This is a genomic window from Pseudomonas sp. LBUM1668 (assembly GCF_059695715.1).
Map to the genome: position 1 here is coordinate 3,554,464 of NZ_CP166787.1, position 21,396 is coordinate 3,575,859.

At 59.5% G+C, this 21,396-nt stretch carries 18 protein-coding genes; 11 read left to right on the top strand and 7 right to left on the bottom strand.

Annotated elements, in window-relative coordinates:
• Window positions 1-10 precede the first annotated feature (10 nt).
• The 8 genes from tssE to ACA061_RS15965 all read left to right on the top strand — a co-directional run bounded on the left by tssE (window position 11) and on the right by ACA061_RS15965 (window position 10,494).
• On the top strand, window positions 11-454 hold the full coding sequence (gene tssE / locus ACA061_RS15930) for a type VI secretion system baseplate subunit TssE (protein ID WP_497299594.1): 444 nt from the start codon (window positions 11-13) through the stop codon (window positions 452-454).
• Window positions 438-2,231, top strand: a complete 1,794-nt coding sequence (tssF, locus tag ACA061_RS15935; RefSeq protein WP_497299595.1) for a type VI secretion system baseplate subunit TssF — start codon at window positions 438-440, stop codon at window positions 2,229-2,231. Before tssE ends, tssF begins: the two co-directional genes overlap by 17 nt.
• Window positions 2,195-3,220 carry a type VI secretion system baseplate subunit TssG gene (tssG, locus tag ACA061_RS15940; RefSeq protein ID WP_210553006.1) on the top strand — a complete coding sequence of 342 codons (1,026 nt, stop codon included), beginning with the start codon at window positions 2,195-2,197 and terminating at the stop codon, window positions 3,218-3,220. Before tssF ends, tssG begins: the two co-directional genes overlap by 37 nt.
• Window position 3,221: 1 nt before the next feature.
• Window positions 3,222-5,762, top strand: a complete 2,541-nt coding sequence (tssH, locus tag ACA061_RS15945) for a type VI secretion system ATPase TssH (protein WP_210553007.1) — start codon at window positions 3,222-3,224, stop codon at window positions 5,760-5,762.
• A 42-nt stretch (window positions 5,763-5,804) separates the two neighbouring features.
• Entirely contained in the window at window positions 5,805-6,698 is an 894-nt protein-coding gene (locus ACA061_RS15950) for a hypothetical protein (protein WP_210553008.1), read from the top strand.
• A 96-nt stretch (window positions 6,699-6,794) separates the two neighbouring features.
• Window positions 6,795-7,799 carry a hypothetical protein gene (locus tag ACA061_RS15955; protein ID WP_210553009.1) on the top strand — a complete coding sequence of 335 codons (1,005 nt, stop codon included), beginning with the start codon at window positions 6,795-6,797 and terminating at the stop codon, window positions 7,797-7,799.
• A 131-nt stretch (window positions 7,800-7,930) separates the two neighbouring features.
• Window positions 7,931-9,940 (top strand): type VI secretion system Vgr family protein, encoded by a 2,010-nt coding sequence (locus ACA061_RS15960; protein ID WP_497299596.1) that lies wholly within the window; start codon window positions 7,931-7,933, stop codon window positions 9,938-9,940.
• An 11-nt stretch (window positions 9,941-9,951) separates the two neighbouring features.
• Window positions 9,952-10,494 (top strand): toxin-antitoxin system YwqK family antitoxin, encoded by a 543-nt coding sequence (locus tag ACA061_RS15965; RefSeq protein ID WP_497299597.1) that lies wholly within the window; start codon window positions 9,952-9,954, stop codon window positions 10,492-10,494.
• 142 nt (window positions 10,495-10,636) lie between these two features.
• On the opposite strand, the gene ACA061_RS15970 is transcribed toward ACA061_RS15965, so the two are convergent.
• Window positions 10,637-11,032, bottom strand: coding sequence for a DUF4280 domain-containing protein (locus ACA061_RS15970; protein ID WP_210699798.1), 396 nt, complete (start codon window positions 11,030-11,032; stop codon window positions 10,637-10,639).
• Window positions 11,033-11,222: 190 nt separating this feature from the next.
• Here ACA061_RS15970 and ACA061_RS15975 point away from each other — a divergent pair, with 190 nt between their 5' ends.
• Together ACA061_RS15975 and ACA061_RS15980 are read left to right on the top strand one after the other, a co-directional pair.
• Entirely contained in the window at window positions 11,223-12,290 is a 1,068-nt protein-coding gene (locus ACA061_RS15975) for a phosphotransferase family protein (protein ID WP_210553013.1), read from the top strand.
• Window positions 12,291-12,328: 38 nt separating this feature from the next.
• Window positions 12,329-13,096 (top strand): SDR family oxidoreductase, encoded by a 768-nt coding sequence (locus tag ACA061_RS15980; protein WP_042559635.1) that lies wholly within the window; start codon window positions 12,329-12,331, stop codon window positions 13,094-13,096.
• Window positions 13,097-13,277: 181 nt separating this feature from the next.
• Here the strand turns inward: ACA061_RS15980 and ACA061_RS15985 are convergent, their stop codons facing one another.
• The 6 genes from ACA061_RS15985 to ACA061_RS16010 all read right to left on the bottom strand — a co-directional run bounded on the left by ACA061_RS15985 (window position 13,278) and on the right by ACA061_RS16010 (window position 20,157).
• Complete coding sequence (locus ACA061_RS15985; RefSeq protein WP_210553014.1) at window positions 13,278-13,499, bottom strand: hypothetical protein; 222 nt, start codon at window positions 13,497-13,499, stop codon at window positions 13,278-13,280.
• 947 nt (window positions 13,500-14,446) lie between these two features.
• Entirely contained in the window at window positions 14,447-14,704 is a 258-nt protein-coding gene (locus ACA061_RS15990) for a DUF1652 domain-containing protein (RefSeq protein ID WP_150602881.1), read from the bottom strand.
• Window positions 14,705-14,840: 136 nt separating this feature from the next.
• Entirely contained in the window at window positions 14,841-16,337 is a 1,497-nt protein-coding gene (locus ACA061_RS15995) for a helix-turn-helix transcriptional regulator (protein WP_210553015.1), read from the bottom strand.
• 251 nt (window positions 16,338-16,588) lie between these two features.
• A complete protein-coding gene (locus ACA061_RS16000; protein WP_497299598.1) occupies window positions 16,589-17,473 on the bottom strand; it encodes a LysR substrate-binding domain-containing protein in 885 nt (294 codons plus the stop codon).
• A 6-nt stretch (window positions 17,474-17,479) separates the two neighbouring features.
• The gene (locus tag ACA061_RS16005; RefSeq protein WP_497299599.1) at window positions 17,480-19,693 is read right to left on the bottom strand and encodes a xanthine dehydrogenase family protein molybdopterin-binding subunit; all 2,214 of its coding nucleotides are present in this window, start codon (window positions 19,691-19,693) and stop codon (window positions 17,480-17,482) included.
• On the bottom strand, window positions 19,693-20,157 hold the full coding sequence (locus tag ACA061_RS16010) for a (2Fe-2S)-binding protein (RefSeq protein ID WP_497299600.1): 465 nt from the start codon (window positions 20,155-20,157) through the stop codon (window positions 19,693-19,695). Before ACA061_RS16010 ends, ACA061_RS16005 begins: the two co-directional genes overlap by 1 nt.
• A gap of 118 nt (window positions 20,158-20,275) precedes the next feature.
• Here ACA061_RS16010 and ACA061_RS16015 point away from each other — a divergent pair, with 118 nt between their 5' ends.
• Complete coding sequence (locus ACA061_RS16015; RefSeq protein WP_497299601.1) at window positions 20,276-21,166, top strand: LysR substrate-binding domain-containing protein; 891 nt, start codon at window positions 20,276-20,278, stop codon at window positions 21,164-21,166.
• The last annotated feature ends 230 nt before the right edge of the window (window positions 21,167-21,396 follow it).

Sequence of the window (21,396 nt, forward strand, 5' to 3'; positions counted from 1 at the left end):
CGTTGCGGCCATGGCAGGCACCGGCATACTCGCTCCGCTGTTCGAACGCCTCGCCTCCAGCGAGGCCGACGACACGCGGGAATTTGATCGCCAGGACTTGCTCGACTCGGTACACGCCGAGCTCGGGCGCCTGTTCAACACTCGCCGTGGTCCGCGCACGCTGACCAATCCACCCAGCGTGCTCGACTACGGCATCGCCGACTGGAGCGCCCTGCAACAGCAGCGCAGCGATGACCGTCGACGCCTGGCGCGGGACATCCGTGAAGCGATTACTCACTTCGAACCGCGCCTGAAACTGGGCGAGGTTCAGGTCAATCCTCTGCCCGCGCACCCACAGCTAATGAGCATTCGCTTGCTGGGCGAGCTGCGCAGCGGCGAGCAACACTGGCCGGTGGCGTTTGTCATCGAGCCCGGCGGCCAAGGGCTGGAGGTGCGCCATGAGCGACTCGATTGACCCGCAACTGCTCGACTACTATCAGCGCGAACTGACTTGGCTGCGCCACGCTGGCAGCCAGTTTGCCGAGCGCTACCCGAAAGTCGCCCGACGTCTGCAACTGTCCCCCGGCGAGTGCCCCGACCCGCATGTCGAACGCTTGCTCGAAGGTTTTGCGTTGCTCGCGGCGCGGCTGCAACGAAGGCTGGATGACGATTACGCCGAATTCAGCGATGCGCTGCTCGAACAGCTCTACCCGTTGGCCATGCGCCCATTGCCATCGTGCGCAATCGTTCAGTTCGAACCAGACCCAGGCAAAGGCAATCTCGACGACGGCTATCCCCTGTCCCGCGATACGCCGTTGTTCGTGACCACCAGCAAAGGCGAGAGCATCCACTTTCGGACCACGGCCGCCGCGTGCCTGTGGCCCATTGAAGTAAGCGAAGCGCTGCTGCTGGGCAGCGACGAAGCCCAGGCGCTGACCGGTGTCGCGCAGTCGCGTTCGGCGCTGCGCCTGAGTCTGCGTTGCCTGGGTGAAAGCCAGTGGTCAGCGCTGGGTATCGAGCAACTGCGGATCCACCTTGCGGCTTCGCCCGTGGTCAACGCCTGCCTGTATGACTTGCTCGGCGCCCGGGCGGTGCAGGTGCTGGCAGGGTCGCCCGGCAGTGTCCCGACTGCGCTGAAAGGCTTGCCGAAAATCGTTGGTTTCAGCGATGACGAAGTCATGCTGCCCGATGAAGACGGCGTGCATCCGGGCATGCGTCTGCTGGCCGAGTACTTCGCCTTCCCGGACAAATTCCATTTCTTCGACCTGCCGTTGAGCGGTGTCGCCAGTGACAGTCAGACGCTTTATCTGTACATCGTTTTCGACCGTGCGCCGACCAGTCGCCTGCATTTACAGGCCAGTGACATCGCCCTCGGCTGCGCGCCGGTGATCAATCTGTTCCCGCGCACCTCCGAACCGCTGCGCCCGGACGGCACCCGCAGCGAGTACCGCCTGATTGCCGACAGCCACCGCGAAAACAGCGTCGAAATCCACAGTATCCGCGGCATGCGCGCCAGTTCCCGCGCCGGCGTGCAACGTCTGCCTGCCTATTACGGCAGTCAGCACAGCGGCGGCGATCAACAACGTTATTGGCATGCTCGCCGGGTCAGCGGCATGACCCCGAACCGCCTCGGCAGTGATTTGCTGGTGAGCGTGGTCGACACCCGTTTTGAACCGCAAACCGATCTGCCCGATTACAGCCTCACCGCTGAGTTGCTTTGCACCAACCGTCACCTTGCACAGAGTTTGCAAGCCGGCACGCCGTTGGGTTTCGAGCGCCCCGGCCCGGTGGCGTGGGCGCGCCTGCGCAACCCGCCGAGCCCGCAGAGCATGCCGCGACTGGACGGCGATTCGCGTTGGCGGCTGGTGTCGCAACTGACCCTCAATCACTTGTCACTGGTCGAAGGCCCGCAGGCGCTCGATGCGCTGAAAGAGATTCTGCATCTGCATAATTTGCGAGATGAGACCAGCGCCATACGCCAGATCGAAGGCCTGTCGAGCCTGGGTTGCGAGCGGGTAATCGGCCATGTCGGCGCGGATGCCTGGCGCGGTTGGCGCAATGGTCTGGAAGTGCAACTGCAGCTTGATCCGCAGCATTTTGTCGGCAGCAGCGCGGTGTTGTTTTCAGCGGTGCTCGCACAGTTCTTTTCGGTGTACGCCACTGCCAATCGCTTTGTGCGCACGGTATTGATGCAGGACGACAAGGAGGTCAAGGCATGGCAACCCCAAGCCGGCATGCCGCTGTCGCTCTGACGCTGAGCCAGCGACTGCGCCGCGATCCGCAGGCGTTCGAGTGGTTGCAGGCGTTGCTGCTGCTGGAGCGCGAGCAGCCACAAGCCGCCTCCCTTGGCAGCGGCACCGCGCCGCAAGCCGAAGCGCTGAAGTTGCGCGGGCCGCTGACGCCGTTGTTCGCCGCCAGCCAGATCGAAAACCTGCGCGAAGAGCCCGGCGAACCGTTGACCCTCGACACACCGATCTTCGGCCTCGGCGGCCCCGACGGTCCCCTGCCCTACGCCTATCAGGAATGGCTGCAACAACGGGCGCGGGCCAAGGATCATGCGCCGGCCGCGTTCCTCGATCTGTTTCAGCATCGCCTGCTCAGCCTGCTGTACAAGGTGATGCGCAAACACCGCATCGCCCTCGGCTTTGTCACGCCGGGCACCTCGCCGGTGCAGGCGCAACTGCGCGCGCTGACCGGGTTGCTGCCCAAATCCTTACAGGAGCGTCAGGCCATTCCCGATTGCGCGGTGTTGGCCTGCACCGCGTTGTTTGCCGATGGTCGCCGGTCACTCGCCGGGTTCGCCGCGGTTGTGCGTGAGCAGTTCGCCGTGCCGGTTGAATTGAGCGCTTATGAAGGGGCGTGGCGCGAGATTCCACTGGCCAGTCGCAGCCTGATGAAACCCGGTGGCCGCAATCTGCAGCTTGGTCGCACGGCCGTCGCCGGGACACGCGTCTGGGATGAACACGCCGGTATTCGTCTGACCCTCGGGCCGTTGCCCTCGGCGCAGGCCGGGCGTTTTTTGCCGGACGGTGAAACCCATCCGGCGCTGGCCAGTCTCGCGGCGCTGTATTTCGGTCCGGATCTGGACGTGACACTGGTGCTGCTGATACGCGGCGCCGGGCCAATGAAACTTGGGCGCCAGGCTCCAGTGCAACTGAGCTGGAACGGCGGTTTGCAACGTCAGGCCAGCCTCGCTGTGCAACGCATCGAAACCCGCCTTCGGCAGCTGGAGATCACCTGAAATGGAACTGGCCAGCCTGATCGGACGCCTCAACCCGGACAACCGCCGCGCCCTCGAACGCGCTGCGCAACGCTGTCTGCAACGCGGGCATCACTATGTCGAGATAGAGCACCTGCTGCTGGAACTGCTCGACATTGAGGGCGGTGACTTTGCTTTTCTGTTGCCGCGTTTCGGTCTGGAACGTGATGCGCTGACGGCGGAAATCAACAAGGCGCTGGAGCTGTTCAAATCCGGCAGCACGCGCACCCCGGCGCTGTCTTCCCACACCTTGGGATTGCTGGAAGATGCGGTGGTGCAGGCCAGCGTGTTGGGGCTCGACAGCATTCGTTCCGGCCTGCTGTTGCTGGCACTGATCGATCGCGAAGAACGCCGCAGTTTGTTGCTCAACAGCGCGTCGTCGTTGCTGCGCATTCCCAAGGAAGCCCTGCGTGCGAATCTGCTGGAGTGGACGGAAAATTCGCGGGAACACGTCGGCCCGCGCTCCATGGCTTCTGGAAATCCTGCGCCACGGCAAGATTCGGTGCTTGATCAATACACCCAAGACCTGACCGCCGACGCTCACGCCGGGCGCATCGACCCGATTGTGGGGCGCGACGGCGAGATTCGTCAGTGCATCGACATTCTTCTGCGCCGCCGCCAGAACAATCCGATTCTGGTCGGCGCACCGGGCGTGGGCAAAACCGCCGTGGTCGAAGGCCTGGCCCTGCGCATCGCCGCCGGTGATGTGCCGCCGTCGTTACAGGAAGTCAGTTTGCGCGTGCTCGACCTTGGCTTGTTACAGGCCGGCGCCGGGGTCAAAGGCGAGTTCGAACAACGGCTCAAAGGTGTAATCGACGCGGTGCGTAACGCCGACAAACCGATCATCCTGTTCATTGATGAGGCCCACACGCTGATCGGCGCGGGCGGGGCCGAGGGCGGCAGCGATGCAGCGAACCTGCTCAAACCGGCGCTGGCCCGTGGCGAGTTGCGCACCCTCGCCGCAACAACCTGGATGGAGTACAAAAAATACTTCGAGAAGGACCCAGCCCTCGCCCGTCGCTTTCAGCTTGTGCAGGTAGAGGAGCCGGACGAAATCACCGCCGTGGAAATGCTCCGTGGTGTGGCCGCCAAACTTGAACAACATCACGGCGTGCAAGTGCTCGACGCGGCGATCCATGAAGCGGTGAAACTCTCACACCGCTACATCTCAGGCCGCCAGTTGCCGGACAAAGCCATCAGCGTGCTGGATACCGCGTGTGCCCGTGTCGCCCTCGGCCAGCATGACGTGCCGCCACCGCTGGAAAGCCTGCGCCATCGGCAGAACAGCCTCAAGGATGAAGCCGATCGTCTGCGCCGCGAACAGGCCACCGGCCTCGATCACCGCGAGCGCATCACCCTGCTGGAAACCGAATCAGCCAGTAACGTGCAAGCCATCCGCGAACTGGAAACCCGCTGGGGCGAAGAACGCGTGGCCGTGCGCGAGCTTCTCGATACGCGCCGGGAATTGCTGGCGTTGAGCGAACGCGCCGACAGCGACAAACCTGATGAAGCCACCGACAGCCGCATCGATCATCTGGCCGCTGAATTGCTACGACTTGAAGCCGGACTGGACGCGATTCGACAGGACGATCCGCTGGTGCCCGAGCAAGTCGACAGCAAAACCGTCGCCGCCGTTATTGCAGGCTGGACCGGCATTCCCGTCGGCAAAATGCTCGCCGACGAAGCCCACGCCGTACGCACCCTTGGCCAGCGCATGGGCCAACGGGTGATGGGTCAGAGCACCGCGCTGAACACCATAGCTCAGCGCTTGCAGGCCTATCGCGCCGGGCTGACCGATCCGCAAAAACCGGTCGGCGTATTTCTGCTGGTCGGCCCTACCGGCGTCGGCAAAACCGAAACCGCCTATGCGTTGGCCGACGCTTTGTATGGCGGCGAACGCAACCTGATCAGCATCAACCTTTCCGAGTATCAGGAGGCGCACACCGTCAGCCAACTCAAAGGTGCTCCGCCCGGTTATGTCGGGTATGGCAGCGGCGGCGTGCTGACTGAAGCGGTGCGGCGCAAACCCTATTCAGTGGTGTTGCTGGATGAAATCGAGAAGGCCCATCCGGATGTGCTGGAGGCGTTTTACAACGTGTTCGACAAGGGTTTGATGGAGGACGGCACCGGGTTGGTGGTGGATTTCAAGAACACCGTAATGCTGGCCACCAGCAATGTCGGTGCCGAACTGTTGCTCGACACGGCAGTAGCGCAACTCGGCTCTGACGCCTTCAACGAGGCGCTGCATAAAGTCCTGCTGAAAACCTTCCGCCCAGCGTTTCTGGCGCGCATGACCGTGGTTGCATATCGACCGCTGGATGAGGCGACGCTGGAAGGAATTGTGCTGGCCAAGCTTGAGAAGTTGCGTGGTCGGTACAAAGCGGCGACGGGCAAGCAGTTCGAGTTTGATTCAGGAATCGTTAAAGCGGTGCTCGCCAAGTGCAGCGCGGCGGGCGCGCGGGATGTCGAGAATGTGTTGATGACGCAGGTGACGGGGAAGTTGGCGGAGTGGGTATTGGAGTGATCCCTGCAAATGAGGATAGTCGGTGAAGAAGGAGCAACTCAATTGGCCAAATATATTGTTTTTAGCCGTGCGACAAACGACATCCAGATTACCTCCGATAAAAACGAGGATTACATCAGTGAAAATATCCACTTCACCGGCTATTGTTTCCCGGTCTGGTTTGACAAAGATGATAAAGCTGCACTGGATCAGATAAAGCCACTCATAAAAGTTCGCAGCGACCCACTACTTAAGGACGTGGAAGTGGTGTGCGATCAATTGATTGCGAAATACCCTGGATCAGGTTTCCTTTCCCTGGGCGCCAGCCCAAAACTGGTCAAGTGGCGAATGAAACAAAAAGGCGTCACCGTAAAAGCAGTGAATGTCAGCTCTATTGCCATCGGTGCGACTCCCTCACTGGCATTCACCACCTATCTGAACGGAAAACTTCCCACCCTGCCGAAAGATAAGCCCATTGTTGTGTTCGATTTCACGGACAGCGGAGCCAGCCTGTACCAAGTCAAAAGAAACGTGCAGGCTCTAGTGCCCGGTACCGAGGTAAAGACTGTTGCAGTAGGCCACTCGGAGAAACTGCTGAAGGGAATCAATAGAACATACAAAGACGATCTCGATCATATCTTCAACGAGACCATTCCCACTCTGTCGCGATTGCTATTCACCCAATCGACGAAAGGAACACTAGGACGTGCCAAGCCGAAAAACCCTTATGGCTCGTGGGCACAAAGCAATCGCGGGGCGGATCCAACGGCGGAACAGTATCGGCAGGCCAAAATTCAGTATCAGGCAGCCTTTACGGCAGGACGGTTTTTCTTCACGGAGGAGAATTTGATTGAGATCGTCACGACCATCGCCGAACAAACCGCCCCGGCCGAGGATGGTGCCGACGACTTTGAGGGAGGTTACGCAAGCGGTGACGATCATGACACGTTCTTTTAACGACGGAGCCTCTGGCGAATCAAGGCAGAACACGCGTACCACCGCGTGCCCCGATTTTTTCCCCGCCTATTTCTCCCTGGACAACAGGAGACAAAAATGACCAGCTGCTATTTTGCTCTCATGCAACGCCATCCCTTTCGAAAACAGGGCAACACCCTCCCGGCCGACTCTTACGCGCAACCGGAAATACGTGTTCAGCAAATTGAGGAGATGATCAAAAACGCCGAAGTCAGTATCACTTCCGAAAGTCTGCCGGCTCCAGATGTCAAAATAGCGATATGTCCAGAGCATTTCCTTGCACGACAGCATGGAAAAAAAATCGCCAGACCGACAGACGGAAGGTTTTTCAATGAAATGCACGAAGTAATACCCATACTCCAACAACTAACCTTGATCAGTCGGAGCAGACCTGACTGGTTGATTATCCCAGGCAGCATTACCGTGTTCGGTCTTAACCCTGTCAAATCAGGGGATCTGGAAAAAGACATTCTATACACCCACGACATGCTAACCAAGACAAATGACGCCGGTCATAACGCCACAATGCAGAATATTGGCTTACAGAAAGAACTGGACCTGACGCATTCATATTTAAAAAAACAAGGCGAACAGTTACTTCGACCGTGCTACAACATTGCCCCCATTTATCTTGCAGGAACAATAATAAAAATCAGACGAAAAAAGTTTGAAGCCTACGGAGAACAAGGCAGCCTCGACCTTATCGGTGAAGGGTCGGAGGCGGGTTTTTTCCCGATGAGCGATCCAAAGGCGGTTTTTGAGTTCAAAGGGCTGACCATAGGTGTTGAAATTTGTGTGGAACATGAACACGGTTTATTGAAATCCGAAGCACCTGATGGTCTTGATTTGCACATCCTTATTTCAAATGAGGTCACCCCCTTCACCGAACACGCAGCGCTTAAAGCAAATGGCGCGCTTGTGCATGTAGATACAAATTCAACGGGGGTTTACAGAAAAAACGAGCTGGTGGGTGCCTCTAACCCATGGGACTTCATCCCAAAAAACCACAGCGTACAAAAAAGTCATTTCGTCCGACAAAATGTTGGCGTCGAGGATGCTATTAGATTAGAGCTCGGAAAATGAACGCTCTTTTTGTTGTTTCTTGTCGTGATCTATCAGGCGAACGCAGTCTGTCAACGAATATCTCGTGCAAGAATTCGCGAAAAACATAACGCCGCTGTTTGGTACGGAATGCTTTTATTCGAGAGCACACTATGCCCCGCTCAACAGACTGCAATACCAGTATTTCAATGACCGCCTCTTCGCTGTCGGCGCTTTACCCTGAGTCGCTGACCGGCGACGAATCGCTCAATCTGTTGGGTGTACAAATCCTCAACGGCCTTAACGACGGCGCCTCGCTCACTCTGAGCAGCGCTATTGCCACACACGTCACCACCACCTTGCACAACGATGCGCAACTGCGTCCTTTCGATGCGCTGGTAGCCGAAATCCGCCAACTGCCGGCCGATGCCACCGCCGAGCGCTATCAACTTTTACTCAGGCCGTGGCTCTGGTGGCTGACGCTGGCCAGCAATAACCGCGTATTCCAGAACCTCGCCACCTCGGACATCGTCACCACGATCTTCAAGGCGCATGGCTTTACCGATTTCAAACTGTCGCTGACCGGCAGCTACACCCCGCGTGAATACTGCGTGCAGTACGGCGAAACCGATTTTTCCTTCGTCTCGCGCTTGCTCGAGGAGGAAGGTATTTTCTGGTTTTTCACCCACGATGCTGGTACGCACACGCTGGTTTTGGGCGACAGCAACGATGCCTTCGTACAGATTCCCAACGGCCCGACAGTCAGTTATCTGGGGCAAGGATTGGGCGAGCGTGAGTTGCACGGCATCCGTTCCGGGCAGGTGTGTTTACAAGCGGTAGCCGGGGTTTATCGGGCGACGGATTATGAGTTCACCACGCCGACCACCTCGCTGTACGACCAGGCCGAAGCGGTGGCCGGGCCGCTTTCAATGTATGAACATCCGGGCGGTTACAACGCCAAGGCGCGCGGCGATGCGTTGACCAAGCAGCGCGTCGACGGTTTGCGCAGTGAGGAGAAACGTTTTGTCGGTGAGAGCGACTGCCGATGGTTGGTTCCGGGGCATTGGTTCACCCTCGACGGCCATGATGATGCGAGTCTGAATATCGATTGGGTCGTCACGCGGGTCACTCATGACGTCAGTCACGAGCACTATCGCAACCGCTTCGAAGCGATTCCCAAAGCCACGCCGTTCCGTCCGCAGCGGGTCACGTCGAAACCACGGATGCACCCACAAACGGCGATTGTCGTGGGCAAATCCGGCGAGGAAATCTGGACCGACGAATACGGCCGGATCAAGTTGCAGTTTCCGTGGGATCGCGATGGCAAGAACGACGAAAGCAGTTCCTGTTGGGTGCGCGTGGTGTTGCCGTGGAGCGGCAAAGGGTTCGGCATGCAGTTCATTCCGCGTATCGGCCAGGAAGTCATCGTGACCTTTATCGACGGGGATCCGGATCGACCGCTGGTGACCGGTTGCGTCTACAACGGCGACAACGCCCTGCCCTACGCGCTGCCGGCCAATCAGACGCAATCAGGGATCAAGACGCAGTCGTCCAAGGGTGGCGGCGGCTTCAACGAGTTGCGTTTCGAAGACAAAAAAGATGCCGAAGAGGTGTTTTTACAGGCGCAGAAAGATCTGAATATCAACGTGCTCAACGACACCACCGCCACCGTCGGCCACAACGAAACCCTCACGGTGCAAAACGCTCGCACGCGCACGGTCAAGGACGGCGACGAAACCGTAACCCTGGAAAAAGGCAAACGCAGTGTGACCATCCAGACCGGCAGCGACAGCCTCGATGTGAAAGACAGCCGCACGGTGACGGTCGGTGCCGATCAGAACCACAGCACCGGCGGCAATTACACCGACAAAGTCACTGGCGATTACAGCCTGACCGTGGACGGCAACTTGACGATCAAAGTCAGCGGTACCCTGACCCTGCAAAGCGGTGGCAGCTTCACGATCAAGAGCGGCGCCGACCTGGCGACTTCCGCCAGTACCTCGATCAGCCACAAGGCCGGCACCGCCCTGACCAATCAGGCTGGCACTTCGCTGGACAACAAGGCCGGTACCACGCTGACCAACGACGCCGGCATCAGCCTGACCAACAAGGGCGCGGCCTCACAGACCGTCGATGGCGGCGGCATGCTGACCATCAAGGGCGGCCTGGTGCAGGTCAACTGACGAGAGACGCCATGGCGATCACACCACTGGATCTGCAACAGGATGACAAGCAACTCAAGGGCCGTTTGCAGGACGGTCAGCTTGAGGGTCCGCTGAACATCAAGGATGACGGGCGCAAGCAGGCGGATTTGCAGTACAGCCACGGTGAATTGCAGGGTACTTCCCTGCTCTATCACCCCAACGGCAAGGTTTCGGCGCAGATGCCGTTCGTGCGCGACAAGCTGCAAGGGGTGGCGAGTTTTTATGCGCCTGAGGGTTGGTTACAGCGCAAGGCGACGTATCGGCGCGGGTTGTTGCATGGCGAGGCATTCAATTACTTCCCCGACGGGCAAGTCGCGGAGGCCGAGTTCTATCGCGATGGGGTCCGTGAGGGGCGCTATCAACGTTTTCATTCGAACGGGAAAACGGCGGTAGAAGCACGGTACGTGAATGGGCAGTTGTTGGAGCCGGAGCAAGGGTTTGCCGAGGATGGGCGGCCGTTGGGGGCGGATGGCAAGCCGATTTCGCGGGTGCGCTGGTGGTATCAGCGCTGGATGGATCCGCAGCAGGCTTGAGGTTTTTCGGGTGACTGGAATGGCCCTTCGCGAGCAGGCTCGCTCCCACAGTTGATTGCATCGCTTTGCACTTGAAATGCACTCCACTGCTGAAAGACATCTCCCTGTCGGAGCTGCCGAAGGGGTGGTTGGTACTTCGGGGTCACGGAATCAACATCTGCATCTGCCCCGGCACGACAATCTTGATCACCCCCGCCCAGTTGCACATCAACGTGCTATTGGCGTCGATTGCCGGCATCCCGCCCAACAACAAGGTCGGCGCTCCACCGGGAATCCACGGTGTGGCCGTCGCCGGAATGCACGGCATCGGCGTCAACACCCCCAATGCCGCCGTGGTCGCCGCCGCCACCATCGGATTGGCCAAACTCATGCACACCCCGAACGGCAGAATGTTCACCAGCGGAATGTGATCCATGATGTTCGCCGCCGGTAATCCGCCGGTCAGCGTGCGGTTGACTGGCAGCACGTTGAGCATCGCCGGCGCGGCGCCGAAGCTGCATTGCAATGTGGCGGTGGCACAGACTTGCGGACAGCCCATTTGCAGACTCCTTCAGGGACACGACATACCCGCTAAACCTTAGCCTGCCACGGCCCGCCCTGCACATTCCCAAAGGTGATTATCCGGCAACACGCTAACCTATAAGACCGAACCGCGCTTGTGACCGACCGGGCGCACCATTAGATTAGCCAATGATGTCTGGCCTCCAAAATAAGCAGAAGGGATAAGCATGGCGCTTACTGACCAGTCCACCCGTATCCGCTCTGGCGAAGAACTCGATGCCAGCCTGATCGATCCGTACCTCAAGGCACACATTCCGGGCCTGAGCGGCTCCCCGGCGATCAGCCAGTTTCCCGGTGGTGCGTCGAACCTGACTTATCTGCTGGAATACCCGCAGCAGGAGTTCGTCCTGCGCCGGCCGCCGTTCGGCCACAAGGCCAAATCCGCCCACGACATGGGCCGCGAATTCCGCATTCTCAATCAGTTGCGCGACGGCTTCCCGTATTGCCCCAAAGCCTATGTGCACTGCACCGACGAATCGGTGATCGGCGCCGAGTTCTACGTGATGGAGCGGGTCAACGGAATCATCCTGCGTTCAGAACTGCCGCCGGAGCTGGGCCTCGATTCGGCGAAAACCGAAGCGCTGTGCAAGGGCTTCATCGACCGCTTCGTTGAACTGCACCAGGTCGACTACAACGCCTGCGGCCTGGGCGATCTGGGCAAACCCGAAGGCTACGTTGCCCGCCAGATCAAAGGCTGGAGCGAACGCTACGAAAAAGCCCTGACCCCGGATGCGCCGCACTGGGAAGCAGTCAAAGCCTGGCTCAACGAGAAGATGCCAGCCGACCACCCGACCTCGAGCATCGTCCACAACGACTATCGCTTCGACAACGTCATCCTCGACCCGCAAAACCCGATGCAGATCATCGGCGTACTCGACTGGGAACTGACGACCCTGGGCGATCCGCTGATGGATCTGGGCAACACCCTCGCCTACTGGATTCAGGCGGACGACCCGGCACCGGTGCAACTGATGCGCCGCCAGCCAAGCCACGCACCGGGCATGCTCACCCGCCGCGAATTCGTCGACTACTACGCCGAGCGTTCGGGCATCCAGATCGACAATTTCGACTTCTACTACACCTACGGCCTGTTCCGCCTGGCCGGCATCGTGCAGCAGATCTACTACCGCTTCTACCATGGCCAGACCCAAGACAAACGCTTCGCGCAGTTCATTCACATGAACAAACTGCTGGAGCAGATGAGCTTGCAGGTCATCCAGAAATCCAGCCTCTGATCCAGGCCCTCCAACAAGACTTTTCACAAGGGAATCCCATGTCCAAGACTCAGTTGTTCGACCTCGACGGCAAGATCGCTTTCGTCTCCGGCGCCAGCCGTGGCATTGGTGAAGCCATCGCCAAACTGCTGGCCCAGCAAGGCGCCCACGTGATCGTCTCGAGCCGCAAACTCGATGGCTGCCAACATGTCGCCGACGCGATCATCGCCGCTGGCGGCAAAGCCACTGCGGTTGCCTGCCACATCGGTGAAATGGAGCAGATCAGCCAGGTGTTCGCCGGGATCAAGGAACAGTTCGGGCGCCTGGATATTCTGGTCAACAACGCCGCGACCAACCCGCAGTTCTGCAACGTGCTGGACACCGACCTCGGCGCTTTCCAGAAGACCGTCGACGTGAACATTCGCGGCTACTTCTTCATGTCCGTGGAAGCCGGCAAGCTGATGCGCGAAAACGGCGGTGGCAGCATCATCAACGTCGCATCGATCAACGGAATTTCGCCGGGCGTGTTCCAGGGCATCTATTCGGTGACCAAAGCGGCGGTGATCAACATGACCAAGGTCTTCGCCAAGGAGTGCGCGCAATTCGGCATCCGCTGCAACGCCCTGCTACCGGGTCTGACCGACACCAAGTTCGCCTCGGCACTGGTGAAAAACGACGCGATCCTCAAGCAAGCATTGACGCAGATCCCGCTCAAGCGCGTGGCGGATCCGAGTGAAATGGCTGGGGCGGTGTTGTATCTGGCGAGTGATGCGTCGAGCTACACCACAGGGGTTTCGCTGAATGTGGATGGTGGTTTCCTGTCCTGATTTTCGATCGTGATCCCTGTAGGAGCTGCCGAAGGCTGCGATCTTTTGATCTTGCTGTTAAAGATCAAAAGATCGCAGCCTTCGGCAGCTCCTACAGGGGTAAGGGGTTAGCCTGCGAGTTTGGGCAACTGCCAGCCAAAGTGCACCGCCAGCAACAGCCGAGACCTGCGCCCCGCCGGCGTTATTGAGTGACGCAACGGGTAGTGGTGATGTGCCGAGTCACCTGCTCGTCCACATAAGCATCGCCCGCCACCTCAGTGTTCTCGATGACCTGACAAGTACGTTCCGGCGGTGGAGGTGGCGCCACGGGTGGAGGCGGCGGCGGACTGGCACAACCGGCCAACAACGCCACACCAAAAGCCAGCAACAACGGCGAACACACGCGTTTCCCAAGACTGTTCATAGGACGACCCGCGATAAAAGGGAGACAAACTTCCGCGACCGAACCGACCACGGAAAACCTGACCACTCATTCTTTATAGACGAGACCTTCGTGAGCGCCAGTAAACCGGTGGTATGCGGGGACATTGGCTGTCGATTTTGCTTTGGAGTTCGAGAGATCAAGGCTCAAATCTCTCGTCGCCGGTGAAGCCGCCATCGCTGGCAAGCCAGACTCCCACAGGGATTGAGTACATCTGCTGGAAATTAGCTGGCTGTCAGGCCTCATCGCCAGCAGGCTGGCTCCTACAGGGATTGAGTACACCCCTGGCAGATACAGGTCGGCTGTCAGGCCGCTGTCGCCAGCAGGCTAGCTCCCACAGTTGCACCCGGGTACACAAGCCCAGAGGCCGCCATCGCTGGCAAGCCAGCTCCCACAAGGATTTGAGTACACCTGACAGACACAGGTCGGCTGTCAGGCCGCCATCGCCAGCAGGCTGGCTCCCACAGAAAAGCAAAAACACACCCCCCCACCACCCTCGCTTCTAACCACTCAACACAATGAGCGTTAGCTCGAGTGCAGCTCTTGATCTAAAGGCCCGTCGGGAGGCTGAGTGGAGGGATTCATCCGGGGAGGACATCGAAAGGAGGTGCAGCGAAGCAAACCGGAATCGATGCCCCGGATGGATTCCGGAGCGAAGGAACCCCGAGCTTTAGCGAGCGGGCCGGACGTCAGGGCACAGACCTTTTGGTTACTTTTGGGGCGTTTGCCAAAAGTGACCCGCCGTAAGGGCGGAACCCCAATCCGCCATCACCAAAAAACCGGATATTCACCCAAAACCACCAAGAACATGGTCGGCCCAGAGGCCGCCATCGCTGGCAAGCCAGCTCCCACAGGGATTGAGTACATCTGACAGACACATGGCGACTGACCGGACGCCATCGCTGGCAAGCCAGCTCCCACACACATGCCTAGGCCAAATCAGCATCCCGCGAAGAGCGCAAAGAATTACTCTCCAATTCATACCGCAATTCATCGATCAAAGCCGCCACCGACTCAGGCGTACGCAAGGCATTCAGCTTCAACCCACTGATCACCAGATCCACCTGCCCCGACACCGGGTGATAAAGCTTCACCGTCAGCGAATGATCCCCATCCACCGAACACTCACACGCCAGCGGCGCAAAACTGTGCTCAAGCTGGGCGCGCAACTGCGCAAGATTCATCATTGAGGCCATTCCTTAATCCGTTTCGAAGGGGCACGATCCCAAGCCAGAAAAGGCTCGTACCGCACCCCAACAGACTAAAAAAAGCGTCCTCGCCCCAACACATCAATTTGCACCCTGCCCACTAGTGCATTTGCACCTAACGTTGCCCCTTGGTGCGCCACTCACCGGAAAACAGCCCACGCTCCCGCGCCCACACGATCGCCTCACTGCGGCTATGCACATCGAGCTTGGAATACACCGTCGCCACATGATTACGCACAGTGTTCGGCGCCAGTTTTAGCCGCGCCGCAATCTCCTTGTCCGCCAGGCCTTCGCAGATCAGGCCAAGCACATCACGTTCCCGTGCCGTCAGATCGGTGAACGACACGCTCGGCAGTTGCGGTGAATTGATGTTCTTCACATTCGCCAGTTTTTCGATCAGCGTACGACTGAACCAAGAGGCGTCTTTCATCACCTCCTCAATCGCCGCCACCAGTTCAAGCTCGGTGCGTTTGCGCTCGGTGATGTCCATCAGCACCAGCAAATAGCACGGTATGTCGTGGATGTTGACGGTATCGGCGGACACTGCGCATTCCAGGATGTCCGCATCCTTTTTGCGCACGCGCAAATCTACCCGGTCTACCCGACCGCTTTTTGCCAGCGCCGTCAGCAGACGGTTGCGGGCTCCCTCGTCGGCGATGAAATCCAGTTGCGTCACGGTTTTGCCCAATACGTCATCACTGGTATAGGCCAAGGAATCGAGGAAAGCCTGATTGACGTCCATGATCTGCTGCTCGTCGGCCGTGCAAATCAGAATCGGCACCGGGGTCAGTCGAAAAGCCGTGGCGAAGCGTTCCTCGCTCTGGCGCAGCGCCACCTCAGCCCGGCGGCGCAGCTCCACATCAACGAAGGAAAACAGCATGCACTGCTCGTCGTTGAGCAACAGGGGTTGCCCGGCGACAATCACTTGCTTGCTGCTGCCGTCAGGCAGGCGCAGCTCGGCCTGCATCTGCGGAATGGTCGCGACGTCGCGCAGGCGCTGGATGGCCAGATCTCTTTTCTCGGCATGCTCGAAAATGTCTATTTCATAGGCTGAAGTGCCGATCACTTGTTCGCGGGTATAGCCAGTCATCTCCAGAAATCCCGGATTGACCTTGATGTAACGCAAGTCGCTGAGACGGCAGATCACCGCCGGTGCCGGGTTGGCGTTGAAGGTTTTTTCGAAACGCAGCTCAGCGTTGGCCCAATCGGTGACGTCGCTCATGATCAACACCAGCGACTCCGGCTGCCCTTCGCGGTCGGTCAGCACCATGCTGCGCACGCTGTGAACCCAGACACGCTCCGGATCATCCACCGCGAACACCTCGATCAAAACGTCGCTGAAGACTTCGCAACGCGCAACACGGCTGATCGGGTAACTCTCGGGCGGCACCAGATGGTTATTGCGATAGCGCAAACTAAAGCGCTTGGCGTACTCGTCGGCATTCACGCCCAACTCACCAATCCGGCTGACACCGTGCATGGCCAGCGCTGCTTCGTTGGCCCAGAGGATGCTCTGATCAAGTTCAAGCAAAATCACACCGTCGGACAGCCCGGCGATGATCTGCTGTAACTGACGACGATTGGTTTCGCGGGTCAGGACTTCCTGGCTCATTGGATCTCCACAAGTGATACGCCCATGTGAAGGTTACGACCGCACGGCACCGTGATCGTGCGCCGCTATTTTGCACAACACACATCCCCTGTATTCGCACGACAGACATCCCCTGTATTCGCACGACACACATCCCCTGTACTCGCACGACACGCATACCCTGTAGGAGCTGCCGAAGGCTGCGATCTTTTGATCTTGTTTTTAAAAACCAAAGTCAAAAGATCGCAGCCTTCGGCAGCTCCTACAGGGGTTTAGGGGTTTTCGCGCAATTCACGCAAGGTATCGAGAAACAGCTTGAGCACCGGCGAAGCATCGTCCGCGCGATAGGTGGCGTACAACGGCACTTCCGGCAACGCCGGGGTCAAGTTGCGGAACACCAGCCCCGCCGGCGCCAACTGTTCGATGGACGCTGGCAACAGCGCCACGCCAAAACCCGCACGCACCAGGCTGAGCAGGGTCTGCACCTCGATCACTTGCTGGCGGATCTGCGGCGTGAAGCCGGCCTGAATGCAGCACTGGTAGAGGAAATTGGCAAACCGTGACTGCTTCAACTCCAGCGCCACAAACGGCTCCAGCGCCAGATCCGCCGGGGCCAGCACTTCGCGGCCAGCCAACGGATGATCCGCTGGCATCACCACATGAATCGGCTCGTAGATCAGCAATTCATTGCGCAGTTGCGGGTCGTCATAGCCCACGCGGAACACACAGGCGTCGATGCGTTTCTCCTTCAATGCCTTGACCTGCGCCGCCGGGGTCATTTCATGCAAACGCCAGGTGACTTGCGGATAGCGCTCGCGAAAAAGATGCAGCGCCTTGGGCAGCACGCCGACCATCACCGAGCTGATCATGCCGATTTCCAGCTCACCGAGCTGCCCGCGCCCGGTTTGCCGGGTCAGGTCCAGGGCGCGTTCAAGCTGTTCGAACACCAGCGGCGCCTGCTCCTTGAGCATCTGCCCCGCTGCGGTCAGCTCGACGCGATGATGACTGCGCTCGAACAGCGGCGTGCCGAGTTCCTCTTCCAGCAGACGAATCTGTTGGCTCAACGGCGGCTGACAGATGTGCAGCCGCTCGGCGGCACGGCCGAAATGCAGCTCATCGGCCAGGGCCATGAAATACCGCAGCAGACGCAGGTCCATGGCCGTTTACCCCAGACTCAACGGTGTCGAGCGCTGCCGCACGCCGGTCAGTGCGAACAGCGCATTGGCGATGGCCGGCACCACGGACGGGCTGCCCAGCTCACCAACGCCGCCGGGTTTACTTGGCTCACCGTCCAGCACAACGATGTCGGTGGCCGGCATGTCAGACATGCGCGCCACGCGATAGTCGTGGAAATTGCTCTGCACCACCCTGCCCTGTTTGATATCGAGCTTGTCAAACAACGCATGCCCCAAGCCCCACATCAGGCCGCCGTAGATCTGTTCCTCGACACCGCCCGGCGACACGGCCAAGCCACAATCGACCACGCAGGTGAGTTTCTCGACCCGGGCCTTACCATCGACCGTCGTAACTCGCGCTACCACTGCGATAAAACTGGTGTAACCCTGATTGGTCGCGATCCCCAGGGCCGTGCCCGGCGGCAACGGTTGGCCCCATCCGGCGCGCTCGGCAGCCTGCTTGAGCACCGCCACATGGCGCGGCCGCTCCTGCATGTTGGCCAGGCGGAATGCCAGCGGATCGGCACCCGCCGCGTGGGCCAGTTCGTCCATGAAGCTTTCCACGGCGAACACGTTGGGAATGAAACTTACCGAGCGATACCAACCGCTGGGCACATTGCTTTCATGCTTGACCCAATTCAGTTGCAGATGCGGTGGACGGTAGGCGAAGTCCCACGCGGTGATGGCTTCGGTGGTGCTGTAATCCATGTGATCCGGGCGCTGGAAGTAACCCGGCTCCCACTGCTCGGGCGAAGCAGGCGACACCGCGTGCAATTGCAGTGCGGTGAGTTTCCCCTGAGCGTCCAGCGCACCTTTGATCCGGTTCAGCGTTGCCGGGTGATAGAACAGCGCGTGCATTTCGTCTTCGCGGCTGTTGAGCAGCTTCACCGGCACAGCGGTTTTCTGCGCCAGATAGGCCACTTCGAACAACCAGTATTTGGCCTCCCGCGCACCAAAACTGCCGCCAGAGACCAACTCATGGATGGTCACGTTGGCCTTGTCGATCCCACACACGGTTCGCGCCGCTTCCAGCGCCGAGGACGGCACCTGCACGCCGCCCCAATAGGTGATGGCCTTGTCTTTCACTTGTGCGGTGATGCAGATCGGTTCCAGCGGGTTTTGCACCTTGTAGGGCATGGTGTAATCGGCTTCGAGCAGTTGCGCTGCGCCCGCCCATTGCCCGGCGACATCGCCTTGAGTCATGGCGTTGACGACTTGCGCTTGCGGATCGCCGATGGCTTTGGCTTGCGCGCTGAACAACTGGTCGCTGTCGAACCCGGCCAGCGCCGAATCGCTCCACTGAATCTCCAGTAGCTTGCGCCCCTCTTGCGCCGACCAGTAGGTATCGGCCAACACCGCGACACCTTCCAGATTGCCGCCAAGCACATCGGGCCGCCCGGGAATCGCGATCACTTTGCGCACGCCGGGCACCCGTAACGTTGCCGCCGAGCCCACGCTGAGCACTTTTGCTCCCACAACCGGCGCACGCTGGATCACCGCCACCAGCATCCCCGGCAACTGCACGTCGATGCTGTACTTGAACTGGCCGCAGACCTTGGCCGCCGCGTCTCGTTTATGGCGTAATTTGCCGATGTACTTGAACTGCGACGGATCCTTCAGCGTGACCTTGTCGGGTGCCGGCAGATGCGCCGCCACGCCGACGAGTTCGCCGTAACCCAGGCTGCGTTTGCTCGTTGGATGAACGACCCGACCTTCCTCGGTGGAACAACTCTCGGGGCTGACTTTCCACTGCCTGGCCGCCGCCGTGATCAGCAACGCCCGCGCCGTGGCACCGGCCATACGCAAGCGGTCGTACTCCAGCGAAACGCTGGTGCTGCCGCCCGTGGAGAAGACCTTCCAGATCGGGTGAATGTAGGTTTCGAAGAACGGATCTTCCGGAGTAATCACCTGAACGGTCATCGGATTTACGTCCAACTCCTCGGCCACGCACGCGGCCAGCGCGGTATGCGTACCGGTGCCGGAATCGTGCTTGTGCACCACCAGTTTCACCGTGCCGTCGGGCAATACGCGCACCCAGGCATTGGGTTCGAATTCGCTGGCCGGTGCCGGGGCTTTCGGGTCAGTTGCCGCCATGCCGCTCGGCAGATACAGGGCAATCGCCAAACCTGACGCGACCGTGACCGCTTGCTTGAGAAACACCCGGCGCGGCAGCACGGCACCGCTATCGTCGAGAAGGCTCATCAAACCTCCTTCGGCGCAGTCGCCGCGCGTTTGATGGCTTTGTTGATGCGCCCGTAGGTGCCGCAGCGGCAGATGTTGCCGGACATGGCATTGCGGATCGAATCATCAGTGACTGCCGCGCCAGTGTTGAGCAACGCCGCCGCCGACATGATCTGACCCGATTGACAGTAGCCGCATTGCGGCACATCTTCGGCGACCCAGGCCAGTTGCAATGGATGGTTTTGCGTCGGCGACAAGCCTTCGATGGTGGTGATGCTGTGACCCGCGACGGCGGCCAGCGGCAACTGGCAGGAACGCACGGCTACACCGTCCAGATGCACGGTGCAGGCACCGCACAGGCCCATGCCACAACCGAATTTGGTGCCGGTGAGTTTCAACTGATCACGCAAGACCCATAACAAGGGCATGGAGGGGGACGCCTCATCCAGCTCGCGTCGTTCGCCGTTAACCGTGAATGTAATCATTGTCAGGCTCCAAGAGAGCGGCCCGTCTTTGTGCGGGCCTGGTCACCGATTATTGGAAGCCACGGCAATCTGCGGCCAGCGACGATTTCTGCCAACCGGTGTAAGCAGGACTAACAACATGTACAAGCGATACCCGTCGGTGCAGTCCATGAGCGCGTTTATCCATGCGGCGCGCAGCGGCAGTTTTTCCAGCGCTGCGCGCAAACTCGATTTGACTCATAGCGCGATCAGCCAGCAGATCCGTGCGCTGGAAGAGTTCATCGGCCAGCCGTTGTTCGTGCGTGAAGGTGGCGGCAGCAACCTGACGGACGCCGGGCAGTTGTTTGCCAGCGTGTTATCGGATGGTCTGGCGCAGATTGATCGGGCGTTGTCCTCGGTAAAAAACCGCAGCGTGGCGCAGCGGTTGACGCTGGATGTCGACAGTGAACTGGCGCAGAGCTGGCTCAATCCCCGCCTTCCGCAGTTGCTCGATGGCCTGCCGGATTACGAGGTGACGCTGCTGTCGATGCCGCGCAGTGATCGCAGCACGTTTGAACGGGTCGATCTGGCGTTGCGTTACGGATATGGCGACTGGGATGACTGTGAGATGACGCAAATCTGTGGCGACCGGGTGATGGCGGTGGCTTCGCCTGAGTTGCTGGAACGGCATGGTTTGCAGTTGCCATTGAGTCCGGCGCAAGTGCTTGAGTTACCGTTGCTGGGGTATACGCGGCGCTCATGGATTCCCTGGCTGGATGCTGCCGGGATGACACCGACCGAACCCACGGCGCGGGTGATTTTTGATAACGCGGCGAATCTGATTGCCGCCGCCGAGGCTGGCGTCGGCGCGGGACTGGTGCGTGGATTACTGGCCGCCGATGCATTGCGCAGCGGACGGTTGGTGGCGCTGAATGAGGCGCAGATTGCGGCGCATTACAACCTCTACGCCGTGTGGCCACACGGGCAGGCTGAGCGCGTGGCGCCGGTGGTTGAGGTGATTAAAGAGTTGGCCTTGCGTACACAAACTTGACGCTATCGCGAGCAGGCTCACTCCTACAGTTGGAATGCGTTCCCCTGTAGGAGTGAGCCTGCTCGCGATAGCGCCGGTGCAGTCTCTACAGAAGCAAAAACCAAAACCATATCGTTCAAGTATCACCACCGCGCCCAATTAATATTGTACGAACCCCTCCCCCCTTTCCAATACTCGCCCTCAGCAGCCACCCACCCGGGCCGGATGCGACCAGGCGAGGGAATGCGTGC

What these genes read in the sequence shown, in the direction of transcription:
- ACA061_RS16015 (WP_497299601.1), top strand. Translation starts at nt 20,276, where the DNA reads ATGTACAAGCGATACCCGTCGGTGCAGTCCATGAGCGCGTTTATCCAT.
- ACA061_RS15965 (WP_497299597.1), top strand. Translation starts at nt 9,952, where the DNA reads ATGGCGATCACACCACTGGATCTGCAACAGGATGACAAGCAACTCAAG.
- ACA061_RS15980 (WP_042559635.1), top strand. Translation starts at nt 12,329, where the DNA reads ATGTCCAAGACTCAGTTGTTCGACCTCGACGGCAAGATCGCTTTCGTC.
- tssF (WP_497299595.1), top strand. Translation starts at nt 438, where the DNA reads ATGAGCGACTCGATTGACCCGCAACTGCTCGACTACTATCAGCGCGAA.
- ACA061_RS16000 (WP_497299598.1), bottom strand. Translation starts at nt 17,473, where the DNA reads ATGGACCTGCGTCTGCTGCGGTATTTCATGGCCCTGGCCGATGAGCTG.
- ACA061_RS15955 (WP_210553009.1), top strand. Translation starts at nt 6,795, where the DNA reads ATGACCAGCTGCTATTTTGCTCTCATGCAACGCCATCCCTTTCGAAAA.
- ACA061_RS15970 (WP_210699798.1), bottom strand. Translation starts at nt 11,032, where the DNA reads ATGGGCTGTCCGCAAGTCTGTGCCACCGCCACATTGCAATGCAGCTTC.
- ACA061_RS16005 (WP_497299599.1), bottom strand. Translation starts at nt 19,693, where the DNA reads ATGAGCCTTCTCGACGATAGCGGTGCCGTGCTGCCGCGCCGGGTGTTT.
- ACA061_RS15985 (WP_210553014.1), bottom strand. Translation starts at nt 13,499, where the DNA reads ATGAACAGTCTTGGGAAACGCGTGTGTTCGCCGTTGTTGCTGGCTTTT.
- tssH (WP_210553007.1), top strand. Translation starts at nt 3,222, where the DNA reads ATGGAACTGGCCAGCCTGATCGGACGCCTCAACCCGGACAACCGCCGC.
- tssE (WP_497299594.1), top strand. Translation starts at nt 11, where the DNA reads ATGGCAGGCACCGGCATACTCGCTCCGCTGTTCGAACGCCTCGCCTCC.
- ACA061_RS16010 (WP_497299600.1), bottom strand. Translation starts at nt 20,157, where the DNA reads ATGATTACATTCACGGTTAACGGCGAACGACGCGAGCTGGATGAGGCG.
- tssG (WP_210553006.1), top strand. Translation starts at nt 2,195, where the DNA reads ATGGCAACCCCAAGCCGGCATGCCGCTGTCGCTCTGACGCTGAGCCAG.
- ACA061_RS15960 (WP_497299596.1), top strand. Translation starts at nt 7,931, where the DNA reads ATGCCCCGCTCAACAGACTGCAATACCAGTATTTCAATGACCGCCTCT.
- ACA061_RS15975 (WP_210553013.1), top strand. Translation starts at nt 11,223, where the DNA reads ATGGCGCTTACTGACCAGTCCACCCGTATCCGCTCTGGCGAAGAACTC.
- ACA061_RS15995 (WP_210553015.1), bottom strand. Translation starts at nt 16,337, where the DNA reads ATGAGCCAGGAAGTCCTGACCCGCGAAACCAATCGTCGTCAGTTACAG.
- ACA061_RS15990 (WP_150602881.1), bottom strand. Translation starts at nt 14,704, where the DNA reads ATGATGAATCTTGCGCAGTTGCGCGCCCAGCTTGAGCACAGTTTTGCG.